Raw genomic sequence first — 16,023 nt, forward strand, 5'->3', positions numbered from 1 at the left:
TGTGCGTCAGGAGAGGCGGAGGAGGTAGTTGCCCTCGGCACTGACCTCGGCGGACATGCCGGGATAGACGACCACGGTCGTCGTGGGTTCCTCGATGATTGCCGGGCCCGCGACGATGAGTCCGGGTTCGATGTCGTCGGATCGGAAGACCGCGGTCGTGACCGGTGTCGCCGCGCCGAAGTAGCAGTCGCGCTCGACACTCGCGATTCCGGTCTTGGGCTTGACGGTCTGATCGGACGGCTTGGGCTGCTCGGCGAGATCGACGACCAACCGTGCCTTCCAATTGACGATCTCGACGGTGCCACCCTCGTCCCGAACCGCGAACACGCGGTCGTGAACCTGATGGAAGGCCTCGACGAGTGCCAGCCGATCGCTGTCGGAGTCGAAGCGCCGCACCGGCAACGGTGTGTCGAGCTCCCACACCTGCCCTTCGTAGCGGGCTTCGGCGACGAGCTCGATGACCCAACCACTGTGCTCGCCATGGAGTTGAGACTGGAACTCCATCAGCTCGGTTTCCAGGCGTTCCAGCAGCGCATTGACGCCCGCGGCGTCGAACGACTTGGTGTCGACGACGAGGCTGGCCGCCTTCTCGGCGACGATGTTCGCGTACTGCATACCGGCCGCCGACAGTGCGGAGGCGACCTTCGGCAGGATGACGCGTTCACAGCCCAGCTCTTTCGCGATGGTCATGATGTTGATGCCGGCTGCACCGCCACCGGCGACCAGCGTGCTCTCGCGCGGGTTGAAGCCTTCCTTGATGGTGATGTCGGCGACGGCACGCATCATGAGATCCGAAGCGAGGCTCATGATCCGGAACGCGGTCTCCTCGTTCGTCAGCCCGATCCGGTCGGCGATCGCGCCGACGACGCGTCGGGCGGCGGCGACATCGAGCTGCATGCGCCCGCCGAGGAAGTTGTCCGGATTGAAATAACCGAGCACGACGGCGGCATCGGACACGGTCGCGTGGTCTCCGCCCCGGCCGTAGCACGCCGGGCCCGGCTCGGAGCCTGCCGATTGCGGCCCGACGTGGAGCAACCCGCCGTCGTCGATCCACGCGATGGAACCGCCACCGGCGCCGATCGACCGCATGTCCACCGCCGAGATCCCCAGGAGGTCACCGAGATACTTCTGGCCCAACCAGGTGTCGCGGGAGTAGACCAGGCGCCCGCCGCGAACCAGCCCGACGTCGAAGGTGGTGCCGCCGGTGTCGCAGATGATGACGTCGTCGCCGAGACCTTCCAGGTTGGAGAACGTACGGGCGGCGATGGGTGCCATCGCCGGCCCCGATCCCACGGTGTAGATCGGTTTGTCGACGAGCGCCTCGACCTCGTTGCAGCCGCCCTCGGAGGTGCTGATGAGAATGCGGCCGGTGAATCCGGCCTCCCGCAGGTCTTCTTGCAGGCCCAGCAGGTGTTCCTGCATGAGCGGTTTGAGCGATGCGTCGATGGACGTCGCAGAAGCGCGTCGATACTCACGTACCACCGGGATGAGCTTGTGGGAAAGGGTGAATGGGACATCGGGGAGCAGCTCGCCGAGGAGCGCGCCGAACCGCGCCTCGTGGTCCGGGTTGGCCACCGACCACAGGAAGCAGACCGAAACCGCCTCGAAGCCACGCTCGCCGATCTGCTCGATCACGCGGCGCGCCTGCGCCTCGTCGAACGCCACGCTGACCGAACCGTCGGCGAGGATGCGCTCGTCGATCTCGAAGGTGTCCCGGCGAGGGATGTACGGATCGGGGTAGTCCTGCGTGAAGTCGTGGGGATCGAACTTGCCGCCCTCACGGAGGAGCAGGGTGTCGGGGAAGCCCGCGGTGGTGACGAACGCCGTCTTGGCGATCCGCTTGGTCACGATCGCGTTGGTGGCGCGGGTGGTGCCGTAGATGAACATCGTCGTGTCATCCAGAAGCTCGTCGAACGACAGGCCGAGCTGCACAGCCGCCGACTCGATCGCCTCCCTGATGCCGATGAAGGTGCGCTGATGCGCGGTCAGCGCCTTACCGATGGTCAGGCTGCCATCGTCGCCGCGCACGATGACGTCGGTGAATGTGCCGCCGGTATCTACTGAGATGCGATACGTCATGCCTTACTCCATGTTGCGTATTGGTCGGAACAGCCGCCGGAACCGGTGCTACCTGGGGGTAGCCGGCGCGGCGACCGCGGTGAGATCCAGAACAGACCCTGTGGTCTGTGCCACACTCCGATGTGATCTGGTGCATGGAACGCTACGAGCCTCAGCGCCCACGGCGTAGGCTCCTGGCGCCCCAAACCTTGGACAAATCCGCCCCGTCCGTCACCCGCGGCGGACATGTTCACTGCTGGTCGCAGCCGCATTTCGGCGAGGTAAAAAACCAGAACTCAGCCTGCACGCGCGCACCGTCGTCGTATCCTGGAGGACTGGAATGACTGCTCGCCGCCATTCAACGCGTCGTCGCACATGCGTCCCCCGACGATCCCGCGAGCACAGGAGGTACTCATGGACGTCGACACGGACCAGCGTGCGACCGCGGTGGACATCGACCTTCAGACCGTTGAGTCGCACCGCCGGGCCGCGGTGTGGACCGATGTTCTCAGTACGCACTACTACGCCTTGCAAGCAGACATTCCCGACGGATTCGGGCGCGCTCGGCTGGAGACTTACGAACTGGGAGACATCCGAGTTGGCTCGCTGCGCGCGGACCCGATGCACATACACCGGGAAGCGACACATACCGGATTCGACGGCGACGAGTACATGACCTTCATGCTGCTCGCCGACGCGTCAGCCAATCCGATCGTGCTCAGTCAGCACGGACGGGACGCACACACCGACACGAACTCGATCGCCTTCATCGGCACGGCCACCCCCTACTCGTACGATCAGCCCGAGCACACCGACCTGCAAACCCTGCGGATCCCGGCTGCCCTTGTCCGGGAACGTGTCTCGTCGGCCGACAGCATGTCCGCGGTCCGGTTCGACGACTCCACGAGTCCCATCACCCGGTTGGTGCTGGCGTTCGCCCGCACGTTGTCGACAACCGGTGATCGGTTTGCGCCGGCCGTCGCGCAGTCGGTTCAAGATCAGCTGCTGGATCTGCTGGCCCTGATGATGACGAACGCCGACCTGACGTCCACCGACAGCTCCGTGCGGTCGGCTCATCGTCAGCGCGCAATCATGGTGGTGGAGGAGAGATTTCGCGATCCTGAGTTCAACGCGCATCAGGTTGCGCAGGCCGTCAGCGTCTCGGAGCGGTACCTGCAGAAGGTGTTCGCCGACCACGGCGAAACACTGTCCGGGATCATCCGATCTCGACGGATCGCCGAGGCGCGCAAGCAACTCACACGGCGATCGAGCACCGGCCGGTCGGTGGCATCCATCGCCGGCTCCTGCGGGTTCGCCGACTCGGCCTATTTCAGTCGCGTGTTTCGGCAGGAAACGGGTGTCACGCCGCGCGAATACGGGACGCCGTAGCGTTTCCGACCCGGGCGCGTTGAGCTCAGTCGACGACGGCTGAGTGGACCGGATCCGAATACCGCTGTGGTGGCAGCGTGATCACGGAAACGCGAGGTACTTGGTCTCGAGGTACTCCTCGATGCCCTCGACTCCGCCTTCACGCCCGAGTCCGGATTGTTTGACACCGCCGAACGGCGCTGCGACGTCGGAGATCATCGCACGGTTCACGCCGACCATGCCGCTCTCGAGTCGCTCGGAGACGGCGAAGGCGCGCTCCACACTGGTCGTGTAAATGTATGCGGCGAGACCGTATTCGGTACTGTTGGCAACGTCGACGGCTTCGTCGTCGGTGTCGAATCCGACGACGACGGCGACCGGACCGAAGATCTCCTCGCGAGTGATTCGCGCGTCTGTCGGAACGTCTTCAAGCAGTGTGGGCTGGAAGAAGTGACCGGGCCCGTCGATCGCCGCTCCCCCCGTACGGACCTGCGCGCCCGCCTTGACCGCATCGTCCACGAGCTCCACGACGCGTCGACGTTGCTTCTCGTTGACCAGGGGGCCGATCTCGACGCCCTGCTCATCCGCCGGACCGACCTTCAGCGCCGCTATGCGCTCGGTGAGTTTGGTGGTGAACTCGTCGCGGATCGAGTTGGCCACGTAGATCCGATTGGCGCAGATGCAGGTTTGGCCCGCATTGCGCATCTTCGAGGCGAGCGCACCGTCGACGGCCAGGTCGATGTCGGCGTCGTCGAACACCACGAACGGCGCGTTCCCGCCGAGTTCCATCGAGGTCCGGAGCACATTCTTGGCGGATTGTTCGATCAGCAGCTTGCCCACGCCGGTGGACCCGGTGAAGGTGACCTTGCGCAACCGGGTGTCGTCGAAGAGCGGTCGGGTCACCGCGGCCGCATCCAGCGCGGGTAGCACCGAGAACACTCCCGCCGGCAGTCCCGCGTCGGCAAGGACCTGGGCGAGCAGCAGCATGGTGAGCGGGGTGTCCTCGGCGGGTTTGGAGATGACGGTGCATCCGGCGGCGAGAGCGGGACCGATCTTGCGGGTTCCCATGGCGAGCGGAAAGTTCCACGGTGTGATCGCCAGGGTGGGACCGACGGGCGCCTTGCTGACGAGAATCCGGCCGTTCCCAGCGGGTGCGGTCGTGTACCGACCCTGGACGCGTACCGCCTCCTCACTGAACCAGCGGAAGAACTCCGCACCATTGGCGACCTCCCCGCGCGACTCGACGAGGGTCTTGCCCATTTCCAGCGTCATCAGATCGGCGAAGTCGTCGGACCGGTCGAGGATGCCCTGCCAGGCGTTGCGCAGGATGTCCGAGCGTTGACGCGGCGAGGTCTTCCCCCATTCGGTCTGCGCCTTCGTGACCGACTCGAGCGCCCGTTTCGCATCGTCGGGCCCGGCGTCGGAGATCTGCGTCAGGACGTCACCGGTCGACGGGTCGCGCACCTCGAAGGTGCGGCCGTTCGCGGCAGGGGTCGACACTCCGTCGATCCACAGTCCGGTCGGGAGGTCGTTGGGCAAGGCCGGGTGGGTATTCATGTCAGATGTGACTTTCTGTTCGGGGGCGAGGCATACGGTCGTCGGAACGGCGCGCGCTGGGGCGGGTCAGCGCTCACCCAGTCTCGGCGGTGCCGTGCGATACGTGGCGGGTGTCGCACTCAGTCGAATCGGGTTGGCCACCTGTCTGTTTGGGGTCGGCCGCCGCGGATCGTCGATCTCGACGATGGGCTCGAGTCCGAGACTCGTCGCCAGGTCCATCGCCTCTTCGATGTTGTTGATGGGCCCGCACGGCACCCCGGCCGAGGACAGGGTCTTGAACCAGACGTCCGCGCTGTTGGTCTTCAGCGCCCCGGTCAGCCGTGCGGCGAGTTCCGTGCGATTGGCTACTCGCCGTGCGTTATTCGTGAAACGCTCGTCGGTCGCGAGTTCGGCGAGGCCGAGTTCGGTGACCAACGCCGCGAACTGCCGATCGTTGCCCACCGCGAGAGCCAGTGGACGATCACCGGTCTCGAGAACCTCGTACGGCGCGATGCTCGGATGCTGGTTGCCGAGTGCTTGCGAGACCACACCGGCACCGACATATGCCGACGCCTGGTTCGCCAGCGCCGACAACAACGAGGAGAGCAGATTCACCTCGACGCGCTGACCTTCGCCCGTTCGATCGCGATGTCGCAGTGCGGCGAGTATGCCGACGGTCGCGTGCAGACCGGTGATGACGTCGACCAGGGCGACGCCCACCTTGACGGGTTCGCCCGGGCCCGGTCCGGTGATGCTCATCAATCCGCCTGCGGCCTGAATGACCATGTCGTAGCCGGGCAGGGTGCTGTCGCCGCAGAATCCGGTGACCGAGCAGTAGATGACGTCCGGATTGAGTTCGCGCACTTGGTCGTGGCCGAGGCCGAGTCGCGACATCGCGCCCGGTACGAAGTTTTCGATGACGATATCCGCGCGCGCGACCAGGTCCCGGGCCTGCTCGAGGTGGTCAGGGTTGCGCAGATCCCATGCGACGGAGCGCTTGTTGCGATTCACCGCCTGGAAGTACGTTGCCTCATCCCCTGACCACGGCGGACCCCACTGCCGGGTGTCGTCTCCGGTGCCGGCACGCTCGACCTTGACGACGTCGGCGCCGAAGTCCGCCAACAGCATCGTCGCGTACGGACCCGCGAGAACTCGAGCGAAATCGGCGATCAGGACGTCGCCCAGGGCTTGCGGAGGTGTCGTTGTTTCTGTGGTCATCAGTGCATCGCCTTTCCGGTGTGTACGGTCAGGGTCGCGAGCTGATCCATGTTCGATGCCCTTCATGAAAACGTCTGCAGGAGTTGACCGGCCACCGCGCGGCGTAGACACTCGTGCCCTTCGCGGACACTCGCACCCTGCTTTGTCGAACGTACGGTGATCGGCACACAAGGCCTAGGAGTGAGGCGCCCGACGCACTGGACATTTCCGCCCCGATCTCGCCAATCCCCTGGCAGCATGACACTCGCTGCTCTCAAACCCCGTGACGAGTTCCGAGGATGTCGACTTCGATATAGCGGCGCAGAGGGGTGGCCGCTTCCAGCGCCGTCCAGACCTGGTGGTAGTCGAGGCTTCGGTATCTGTCGTCGACGACTATGCGGATTCCGATGACGAGATCCCAAGGTTGTCCGGGGTAGGCGGTCCGGAACTCCGCCGGGAGGTGGCTGGCCGCTTCGCCGATACGCCCGACTACAGCCTCGGCAGCACGCTGCTGGCGCCATTGCGTGAGCAGAACCGGCTTTCCGTCGTCGACCAATTGCTGGGCCTCACCGCAGTACTCGACGAGGTCGTCGAGGCGATCGAGCACCCGGTCCCCATACTGTCGGCGGAGCGCAGCACGGCTGTCCTCGGACATCACAGCGGGACTGCGGTGGTGAGCACGCGCCGGGAGAAGCGATCATCGGTGAGCGCCCCCTCGCTGACGACATCAACCTCGATGCCGAGCAGGTCCCGGAGTTCGGAGATCAAGACGCCCACCTCACCCAGGTGTGTGTCCGGGAGGAATGTGATCAGCAGATCGAGGTCACTGCCGACCGTGTCGAGACCCGTTGCGGCGCTACCGAACACCCTTATGTTCGATCCTCGGTGGGCGGCTACCAGTTCGCGAATTTCTCCGCGATACAGGTCGAGGAGAACAGAGGGCTGCAGCCTGGTGGCCGCCTCGACGCGAATGGCAACTTCTGGGGTGATCGTGCGTTTGCCGCTTTCGTAGGCGGAGATATGAGGCTGCGCGATCCCACACGCATCAGCCAACTGCGACTGCGTCATGCCGGCCTGTTGTCGTCGTCTGCTGAGCTCGGCGCCATCCACAGCAGGCAATATACCACTCATGGTATATTGCGCAGCGCCGCAAGCGCGTGTCGATGCAGCCGCAGCGACCGCCGCTGCGGATCCGCTTCCCGGCGCACCAGGTCCCGTGCGATCTCCACCAGAATCCCGACACCCGGCACCGGCTCGGGAATGCCCCTGCCGAAGTTGACCGGCCTCGGCAGCGCGGCCGACACCACCGCCGACTTGCCGATTCCGGCAACGCCGACGACGAACGCGGTGCCCACGCGTCCCTCATCGGCGCGAGCAATCAGAGCCTCGATCCGGGCGATCTTCCGGGTCCGCCGACCACACGGTCCGCTCGGTGCACAGTTCGAGTATTCATCGCGGGCGAGTCGTCCGCGAGGACACCGCTAGCAGGTGCTCGGGGCGGGAACGCCCGCGAAGCGGTCGGCGATCCAGTTGACGGCACCCGGATAGGCAGTGAAAGCCACTGAGGCGTGCTCCCCTGGTTCGGTGATGATTGCACCTTCAGACCTTTGGCGCAGTATCGTGCCACGAGTTTGTCGACGTCGGACGGCACCGCGAGCTCGTCGGAGCCGGCGTTGTAGTAGTAACTCGGAGCTCTGGGGGTACCCAGGGCGCCGGCCCTGTTCTCGGCCAGGACGGTTCGAACGGCCGGCGTCGTGAGGGGGTCGATGCCGTTGATGGTCTGGGACCGGATCGTCCTGAAAGGGTAGGCGGCGGTGTATTCGAGAATGCACATATCGGCGATATTCTTGCGGAGCTCTTGGCCTTGGGCGTTGAGCATCTTGTCGATGCCCATCGTCGGGTAGGCGCGGTTGAGTCCGAGCAGGCCGGCGAATACGACCCCGGAGAAGACTCCTCCGTCGGCGCCGCGCATGACACGGTACATGTCGGCGGGCAACCCGCCGATGGAGGCGCCGACGATGTTGAGCTCCGGTGTGTAGGTCGGAGCGAGTTCGTTGGCAAACTCGGTGCCATGGGCGCCGCCGGAGTAACCGGTCAGCGCCACCGGTGTTGTCGGACCGTCGAGTCCGGCCGGGGCGAAACTCTCTGCTGCGCGGATCCCGTCCAGGACGCCGTGGCCCTCGACGGACCCTGCGCCCCATTGGTGGTCGGGCCCGAGGAAGTCAGGTACCACGACCGTCCATCCTCGATTGAGCAGGACCGCGATCAGTGGTAGCTCGAGATTGGTCCCGGCGCGCAACTGATACGACGGATCACACCGATACGACAGGCTGTCGATCGCCGGTTGGTAGGACACCAGTTTCGGCGACCCGTTCGAGGACAGCGGTTTGAACACCGTGGCAACGTTGGCTTGAGGTTTACCCGTGGTGTCGGTGCTGACGTACTTGATCTGGTAGGCCGTGATCGGCAATCCGATGCCGGCGACACCGATTTCGACCGCGCGACTGCTCAAGATCTGCCCATGAGTGCGCCCGGCGAACGATGTCGGTTGGGCGTAGAACGGGTCATTGCGCGGATCGGGTACCGGTGCGGCGTTGGCGGCACCCGCCGATGCGAAAACCATGGCGGGCAACATGATACCGATCAAAGCGCCGGTCAGGAATTGACGAAACGTCACTGTAATCGCCTCGATGTCACTGATGGGAATACGCGGCACGACATTCGGATGGGACCTGCGCGCGTCGGTCCATGACGTTGACGAGTTTCCTCCGCCTCCGGAAGAAAGTCACGCAAGGTTTGCGTGGTTAAGAGAAATGGCGCACCCGCACGACCCGCGATGGCCGACGGCGACCCGCGCAACAACCGAGCCGCAGGCGTGATCACCCTCCACAGGGCACAACCTCACTGTTGTGTGTCGATCACGCGGTCGAGGTGGGCAGCAGCGAGAACCCGTCAAGGCATCTCCACTGTTTGCGCGCGACGGATCTCGTCGACGGCGTGCAGCACATGCGGCGCAGGCTCGACGCTTATGCTGGTCGTCAGATCAGCGGCGATAAGTATTGCGGCACCGATGATCTCGTACTCAGTCGGGCCCTGGACCGAATCCTGGTTTTCGAGACCAACACCCAGTGCTCCGGTGAGTACCGCCGCCACAGCCGAGGCAGTGACCGGCGCCTGCCAGAATCGTGCGCCGGCAACGGTGCGGGTCAGCACCTCGGACACATCGTCACTGCTCAACCCGTCCTGGTACGACATTTCGAGGAGTTCACGGATCAGGTGAGCGTGAACGTCACGAGCAGTATCGCTGTCCTTCTCGAGTTGTTCGACAGACTCGGTGAATCCGTCGAGGTCTTGAGCACCCGCGGCCCGGATGCCTCGGTCGGTTGCCGATGCGATGGTGCGTGCTCTGGGGGACCATTCGGCGGGCCATCCGTCGCTATGGGTCATTGAAGTCTCCCGTCTGAGCATCCGGTGGGTCGGACTCCACCTTGCCATGGTCTTCAGTCGGACGTCGGTGCCCTCCGGGACATCCGTTCCGGATTACGCGATCGGTTCTCGGGGAGTCCTTGGTCTGTCTCTGTGCAACGGAGATGGCTGCGATGAGAGAGGCACCGTGACTGCCACGTATACATTCGACATCTTCGCGAGCCTCGACGGCTTCGGCTCCTTCGACGAAAACGGCCACTGGGGTGGGTATTGGGGCAAGGAAGGTCCGGAGTTTCTCGAGTATCGACGGTCTCTGTACGGCGGACCGCAGCGAATGGTGTTCGGCGCGAACACCTATCGTGATTTGGTCGAGATGCTGGCCAACCCGTCGTATTGATCGGCGGCGAGTCGGATCACTGTCAGCAGCGCCGAAGCCGACGGACATGAGGTCGCCTACCTGCGGGACCTTCGCGAACATCATGCTGAGTCGGGTAGTGAGCTACGCGTGATCAGGGTCCGGCGTCGGATCACCATGAGACCTGGCCGATCTGAAGGCGCTGCGGACATGTCGGGATCGTCCGCAGAACCGACTCCACATCGGCGTCGCCCTGATGAACCGACAAGAGGAGTGATCATATGAGCGACGGCAACCACCCCGCTGATCCGACGGACCCGAGGCCCGTTCGGAGAACGTTGAAGCTTCGCCGCGAGACCATCGACCACCTTCGCGACGATCTGTTCAACCTGCAGGACGTAAGCCTGTGGACGTGCGCCGGGGATCGAACGCCCACGTCGGAGCCCGATCCCGCGTTCATCGAGATCGACGACGTGCGCATTCAGGTTCACATCGACATACATGATGGCACAAGCGATCTCGGCTGATCCGCCGTCGGTCGCGATTGGGGTGCCGCGTCGGCACGCGGACAACTTTCGAGTGCATGCGTGGCATGGCGAGCCATGCGTGATCACCGACGCGGGCCGTGACTGGCCGGCCACGACGCGCTGGGATCCGCGATATCTCACCGACGTGGCCGGCGATCGCGATGTGCTGGTGCGTGAGGCCACCGGCCCGCCGGTCAACATGTTCCAGAGGCCGAGCGCGAGTGGTTGGATCACGTTCGCCGAGTACCTCCAATGGGTCCTGGAGATCGACGCCGAGGTGTCCGGTCGGTTTCCCGAGATCGGCCGACCCGGCGACGCCGACATCAAGCAGGTCAACGACGTCGTGCGTCAACTGGCACTGCAATCGTCGTATTACCTCAACGGCCAGCTGCCCGCGGTTTCCCCGGCGCTGGCGGACGACGTGCGAGTTCCTCAGTGGCTGCATACCGCAGTTCGGTCCGTGAACCTCTGGTGCGGGGTGATCGGCACGTCGTCGGGGCTGCACTGCGATCTTGCGCCGAACGGGAACTTCCAGGTCATCGGTCGCAAACACTTTTCGCTGTACCCGCCCGACCAAACGAGTCTGTTGTACCGGATCGATGGCCGTACACATTGTCATTTCGACCCGAGCGCACCAGATTTCGCCGCCTATCCCCGCGCACGTCGGGCCACGAGATGGGAATGCACGTTGGCGCCCGGAGAGTGCCTCTACATTCCGGCGGGTTGGTATCACCAGGTGACCGTGGCGTCTGGATGGGCGGTCAATGTCAACGTGTTCTGGCAGCGGCCATGGCAGCACGGACTCGCCGTCGCCGCCTTGTGGCCACATCTGCTGCGATTGGCGAAAGCCACGGCAGTCCAAAACTTCTCGCGTCGACGATGAACGACTTCTTCGTCCTGCGCACGCCCCTGCTGCCGGTGCAGACCCTGCTGTCCCTCGGGTGCGCAATCGAGTGCAACGACGACCACATCGACGAGCACGCGGTCGAGCGCGACCGCGCGCGAACGCGGCAATTCCTCGCTGCCCTCTTTCGTCGCAGCGACGTCGCGGAAGCACTGCATCTCGCTTCCCCATCGCTTTCCCGCGCGTTTGACAGATGGCTCAGCGCACCGACCGAGCGGGTGGATGTGTCCTTGCTGTCGTATGCCTCGCGGATGACCACGCGGGCAACCCCGTTCGGGCTCTTTGCCGGTTGGTCACTCGGCTCGATCATGACCGACAACGACCTACAGCTCTCACCGGCGGAGTCCTATCGGCGCAGGTCGAGTCTGGACTGCGGATACCTCGGGGAACTGGGTGCTGCTCTGGCATCAGATCCATCCAGCGCGCCGAAGCTGACTGTCGCTCCCAATGATTCGTTGTACTTCGCTCGAGGGCGATGGCGGTATCTGCGGACACGGAGAGGCGCAATCGACCGGGTGACACTTGTACCGGATGTTGCACTGTCGGAGGTTCTGACATACTCGCGCGGCGGTGTCACCCTGTCCGACTTGGCCTCACGACTGCGGGAGCTCGACAACACGTACGACGACGCCGAGATACAGGAGTACGTGACGGAGCTGATTGCGGAGGAGGTCCTGGTGCGGTCGGTGGCGCCGTCCGTCACCGGACCGAATCCGGTTGATTCGCTTGTGGACACGTTGACCGACGCGGGCGCGCCCACCGAAATCCTGTCGCCGCTACGCTCGGTACAGCGCCACCTGCTGGACCTCGATCATGCGCCGCCGGGCCGCTGTGCCGATCACATCAGGGCCATCACGGACGAATTGTCATCGTTGCCGTTCACGCCGACCTCGGATGATCCGCTGATCCGTTGTGACCTTCACAAACCGGCGAATGCGCGGCTCAGTGGCGAGGTTCTCGCAGCCATCCGTCGAGGCGTCGACGTGCTGGAGCGCGTCGGTGATGCCGCCAGGTATGACCCATTGGCGTTCTTCTCGGCAGAGTTCACTCGTCGCTATGGCGACCGTGAGGTTCCGCTCTGCGACGCACTGGATTCCGACTGCGGCATCGGATTCCCCGGCTCACCGTTGGCCCGAGAAGTCGCCGGCGTGGAATCCATCGTCAACGGGCTTCGGTTTGGCTCCTCCGGAGAATCCGCCAATACCGGCTTCGGCCAACGAGATCGGCTGTTGGCGGGCTGGATCCTGGACGCGGCGCGCGAGGGCCGGCACACGATGGTACTCGGCGACGCCGAGATCGAGGCGTTGGACCGAGCCACACCGAAGTCCCTTGCCGGCCCCGTTTCGTGTGCCGCGTTGATCACGGTGCTGGCCGCGGACTCCGCGGCAATGAATCGCGGTGACTATCAGCTGTGTCTGTTCGGCGCCGAGGGCCCCTCTGGCGCAAATCTATTGGGGCGCTTCTGCCGCGACGGCGACGACCTTCTCGAGGAGGTGCGTGAGCACCTCCGGCAAGAAGAGAGTGCCCGGCCCGATGCGATCTTCGCCGAGATCGTCCACCTTCCCACACCCCGCACGGGCAACGTGCTGACACGGCCGGTCTTGCGTGATTACGAAATACCGATTCTGGCCCGATCGGGCGCGCCACCCGACCGGCAGATCGCGCTGTCAGATCTCCGGGTGTCGGTTCGGTCGGGCGAGATCACGCTGCGCTCGGAGCGGTTGGGCCGCGAGGTCATCCCGCGGCTGAGTACCGCGCACAACTTCAACGGACCCGGCAATATCGCAATGTACCGGTTCCTGTGTGCACTCCAATATCGTGGTGTCAGACCGCATCTGTCGTTCACGCTCGGAGCCCTCGATGACGCGCCGTTTGTGCCGCGGGTGATCTACGAGCGCTACATCTTGTCCCGCGCCCGGTGGAACCTGAGCGCCGCAGAGCTCGCGGCCGTGCATCAAACCTGTGGTGTGAAAAGGATTTCCGCGATGCAGACCTTGCGGAGCACCCGATGTCTCCCCCGCTGGGTCGCGGTGGGCGATGGCGCCGACAGAGCGTTGACCGTTGACTTGGCCAACCCCGTTTTCATCGACGTCGTCGCGCACCTGGCGCGCAAACACGGGCACCTACAGTTCGTCGAGACGTTCCTCGATTCGGCCTGCACGCCGGTCGTCGGGCCCGAGGGCCGCTACCTTCACGAAATCGTCGTGCCGTTCCACCGGACGCCGGTTCAGGCGCCGGTTCGAGCAACGCCGCGACATCGCGAGCCGGATCTGCCACCCGAGGATCGATCGTTTCAGCGAGATATGTTCCCCGGCTCCGAGTGGCTCTATCTCAAGCTCTATACCGGGCCGGCAGGCGCTGACATCGTGCTGCGCGAGGCCATTGCACCATTCGTGACCGACGAGTTGCGGAACGGTCGGGTTGATGAGTGGTTCTATGTCAGGTATGGCGATCCGGATTGGCATCTGCGAGTCCGGATGCACGGCGAGGGTGCTCGCCTACTCGGTGAGGTGTTGCCCGCGCTGACCACCGAACTCGGTCGGTACCAACAGAATCAGTTGATCTGGCGCGTTCAGACCGACACGTATCAACGTGAGACCGAACGCTATCGTGGCGCGGCCGGGATGCGCCTTGCCGAGGCCGCGTTCTATGCGGACAGCGACGCAGTTGTCGATCTCATCTCCCGGGAGAGGTCGCACGGAATGGCACGCTGGCAACTCGCGATCGTCGGCGTTGACCGGCTTCTCGCAGATCTGGGATTGGCAACGGCGCACCGGTACGAGATCGTTGCCGCCGCTCAGACGCGGATGGCCGCACTGCTCGGCGTCGACCGTGCACTGCGCCGCGAACTCGGAACCCGATTTCGGCAGCAGCGCAAGGTCATCGACGGACTTCTCACCGACCCTGACGAGTCGGTTCTGGCCCCTCTGGCCAGGCGTGGCGAAGCACTGACGGCCGTCGGCGAAGAACTCGCCGGGACGGTGGGCACCCACCACGTCGCCGATTGGATCTCGAGCGTGATGCACATGCATATCAACCGGGTCATGCAAATGCCCATCAGCAGGCAAGAGTTCGTGATCTACGACTTCCTCGCACGCCACTATCGGTCTGTCCTCGGTCGTAGAGGTGTGGCTGACTCCGGGCGGTAGCGGCGAGTGCCCTGCGCAGCCCATGACGGAGTCCGACATCGTCGCGCCGATCCCGGCTGTGCACGGTCCCCAACGGATTGGGACATCGGGAATGGTGTTCGGCGGCAGGTCCATCCGGCCGTGTTCGACCGGGTCGAGGCGTATGTCGCGGCATTCCCCGTGCCATGCTCACGCCGGTCGATGGGACGCCACGGCGCCGACGACGGCCCCCAGAGCGAGGATCCGGACGGCGTTGAACACCGTGGCGATCAGGAGGTAGCGCATCGGGTCAGGGACGTCGCCGAGGAACTTGGCGGGGATCTCGATGACGACGGTCACCATGGCAAGTGCAGCGAGGCTCAGCACCAACGACTTCTGGAACCGACCGTGGCCGGGTATCCGCCCGGCGAAGCGGACCAAGGCCACGCTCACCGCCGATCCCAGAATCACGCCACCCAGGAGGGCTTGCACCAGCATCGGAACGTACGAGATCGACAGTGCTGCACGGTAGTCAGCGGCGATCGGGGTCAGCGAGATCGCCAGGTTGGCGAGCCAGAACGCCGCTGCTCCCGAGAACGTGAGCACGGCCGTCGTAGCCCATCGGACTCGTCTGCGGGAGGCCGGGTCGTAGTCGGAGGCGGCGTTCATCCCGACGAGCGGCCCGCCCCGGTGGGCGGTGTTCCGGCTTCGGCCGCTTCCCCGTCGGGGACCTTCGCGCCGATGATCAAGAGCCACAACGCGAGGCCGACCTCGGCGAGCAGGCTGACGAAGGTCCCGGGAACGCTCAGTTCGGGCCGGGTCGGGACCACAAGGGCCTGAAAGAACCACACCATCTCGGCCACCCCGTCCAGGATCAGCAGTACGCCCAAGACCCGCGGGAGGAATCCGGAACGGTAGACCACGTAGCCCAGAGGGAAGAGCCATGTACCGAAGAAGAGTTGTGCCGCCACGAAGCCGGTCTCGTATACGGTGATCGACCAATGGGCGAGGGCAGTCACCTGCGCGGGGGTCAGGTCGGGTGGTCCGCCGACCGGGTCCACCAACTCGAGGGCGCCGACCAGCGCGAGCAGGCTGGCGGACTGGACGGCCACCCCGACCGCGTTGAGCACCAGGAACAGCAGCGACCACTGGCGGCTCACCCTAGCGAGCACCACGTACAGCGCCCAGGCGGTCATCAAGAAGAGGAATCCCGAGACGAAAGCCACCAGGAGGCCGAGTCGGAAGGCCAACGGGTTGGATGTCAAAGCGGTGAGCACCTGTTGCGAATCGCCGAGGCCGATATTCGCAAGCCAGTTGGCCAGGACCGACGCGGCCATGTACAGAACGAAGAGCCCGCCGGCAACCCTCGCCATCAATGGGAGCGACCCGCGCGCGACGAGTTCCGAAGACACGACAACCCCTTCACCCCGCGCCGTCGGCAGATCGCGGCGCAGCCAAGCGTACCGATCAGACCGGCAGCGCGACCTTGGTTCCCGTTCACGCAGTGCATCATTTGTCGAAGCGGCCGCCGCCATCGAGGCTCTT

Annotated in this window: 15 protein-coding genes; 5 read left to right on the plus strand and 10 right to left on the minus strand. The window is 64.7% G+C overall.

Annotated features, from left to right (window positions below; translation table 11 throughout):
* Positions 1 to 6 precede the first annotated feature (6 nt).
* Complete coding sequence (locus ACWDTI_RS24040; RefSeq protein WP_449740649.1) at positions 7 to 2,079, minus strand: hydantoinase/oxoprolinase family protein; 2,073 nt, start codon at positions 2,077 to 2,079, stop codon at positions 7 to 9.
* 393 nt (positions 2,080 to 2,472) lie between these two features.
* Here ACWDTI_RS24040 and ACWDTI_RS24045 point away from each other — a divergent pair, with 393 nt between their 5' ends.
* Positions 2,473 to 3,447: an AraC family transcriptional regulator gene (locus tag ACWDTI_RS24045; protein WP_449740650.1), complete on the plus strand. Its 975-nt coding sequence runs from the start codon at positions 2,473 to 2,475 to the stop codon at positions 3,445 to 3,447.
* An 81-nt stretch (positions 3,448 to 3,528) separates the two neighbouring features.
* Here the strand turns inward: ACWDTI_RS24045 and ACWDTI_RS24050 are convergent, their stop codons facing one another.
* From ACWDTI_RS24050 to ACWDTI_RS24080, 7 genes are all read right to left on the minus strand, one after another.
* Positions 3,529 to 4,983 carry an NAD-dependent succinate-semialdehyde dehydrogenase gene (locus ACWDTI_RS24050; protein WP_449740651.1) on the minus strand — a complete coding sequence of 485 codons (1,455 nt, stop codon included), beginning with the start codon at positions 4,981 to 4,983 and terminating at the stop codon, positions 3,529 to 3,531.
* A gap of 66 nt (positions 4,984 to 5,049) precedes the next feature.
* Positions 5,050 to 6,180, minus strand: a complete 1,131-nt coding sequence (locus tag ACWDTI_RS24055; protein WP_449740652.1) for a CaiB/BaiF CoA transferase family protein — start codon at positions 6,178 to 6,180, stop codon at positions 5,050 to 5,052.
* A gap of 253 nt (positions 6,181 to 6,433) precedes the next feature.
* Entirely contained in the window at positions 6,434 to 6,766 is a 333-nt protein-coding gene (locus tag ACWDTI_RS24060) for a HepT-like ribonuclease domain-containing protein (RefSeq protein WP_449740653.1), read from the minus strand.
* A 47-nt stretch (positions 6,767 to 6,813) separates the two neighbouring features.
* Entirely contained in the window at positions 6,814 to 7,269 is a 456-nt protein-coding gene (locus ACWDTI_RS24065) for a helix-turn-helix domain-containing protein (RefSeq protein ID WP_449740654.1), read from the minus strand.
* A 17-nt stretch (positions 7,270 to 7,286) separates the two neighbouring features.
* Positions 7,287 to 7,514 carry a hypothetical protein gene (locus tag ACWDTI_RS24070; RefSeq protein WP_449740655.1) on the minus strand — a complete coding sequence of 76 codons (228 nt, stop codon included), beginning with the start codon at positions 7,512 to 7,514 and terminating at the stop codon, positions 7,287 to 7,289.
* A gap of 23 nt (positions 7,515 to 7,537) precedes the next feature.
* Complete coding sequence (locus ACWDTI_RS24075) at positions 7,538 to 8,782, minus strand: lipase family protein (RefSeq protein ID WP_449740656.1); 1,245 nt, start codon at positions 8,780 to 8,782, stop codon at positions 7,538 to 7,540.
* A 329-nt stretch (positions 8,783 to 9,111) separates the two neighbouring features.
* Positions 9,112 to 9,627, minus strand: coding sequence for a hypothetical protein (locus tag ACWDTI_RS24080; protein WP_449740657.1), 516 nt, complete (start codon positions 9,625 to 9,627; stop codon positions 9,112 to 9,114).
* A gap of 145 nt (positions 9,628 to 9,772) precedes the next feature.
* Between ACWDTI_RS24080 and ACWDTI_RS24085 the strand changes: the two genes are divergently transcribed.
* The 4 genes from ACWDTI_RS24085 to ACWDTI_RS24100 all read left to right on the plus strand — a co-directional run bounded on the left by ACWDTI_RS24085 (position 9,773) and on the right by ACWDTI_RS24100 (position 14,520).
* A complete protein-coding gene (locus ACWDTI_RS24085; RefSeq protein WP_449740658.1) occupies positions 9,773 to 9,982 on the plus strand; it encodes a hypothetical protein in 210 nt (69 codons plus the stop codon).
* A 239-nt stretch (positions 9,983 to 10,221) separates the two neighbouring features.
* The gene (locus ACWDTI_RS24090; RefSeq protein WP_449740659.1) at positions 10,222 to 10,467 is read left to right on the plus strand and encodes a hypothetical protein; all 246 of its coding nucleotides are present in this window, start codon (positions 10,222 to 10,224) and stop codon (positions 10,465 to 10,467) included.
* Positions 10,445 to 11,350, plus strand: coding sequence for a cupin-like domain-containing protein (locus ACWDTI_RS24095; protein WP_449740692.1), 906 nt, complete (start codon positions 10,445 to 10,447; stop codon positions 11,348 to 11,350). Before ACWDTI_RS24090 ends, ACWDTI_RS24095 begins: the two co-directional genes overlap by 23 nt.
* Complete coding sequence (locus ACWDTI_RS24100; protein WP_449740660.1) at positions 11,347 to 14,520, plus strand: lantibiotic dehydratase; 3,174 nt, start codon at positions 11,347 to 11,349, stop codon at positions 14,518 to 14,520. The genes ACWDTI_RS24095 and ACWDTI_RS24100 overlap by 4 nt, the downstream gene beginning before the upstream one ends.
* A gap of 168 nt (positions 14,521 to 14,688) precedes the next feature.
* On the opposite strand, the gene ACWDTI_RS24105 is transcribed toward ACWDTI_RS24100, so the two are convergent.
* Together ACWDTI_RS24105 and ACWDTI_RS24110 are read right to left on the minus strand one after the other, a co-directional pair.
* Positions 14,689 to 15,147, minus strand: a complete 459-nt coding sequence (locus tag ACWDTI_RS24105; protein WP_449740661.1) for a hypothetical protein — start codon at positions 15,145 to 15,147, stop codon at positions 14,689 to 14,691.
* A complete protein-coding gene (locus tag ACWDTI_RS24110; protein WP_449740662.1) occupies positions 15,144 to 15,890 on the minus strand; it encodes a DUF4386 domain-containing protein in 747 nt (248 codons plus the stop codon). Before ACWDTI_RS24110 ends, ACWDTI_RS24105 begins: the two co-directional genes overlap by 4 nt.
* Positions 15,891 to 16,023: the final 133 nt, after the last annotated feature.

Source organism: Gordonia sp. NPDC003424 (assembly GCF_053588655.1).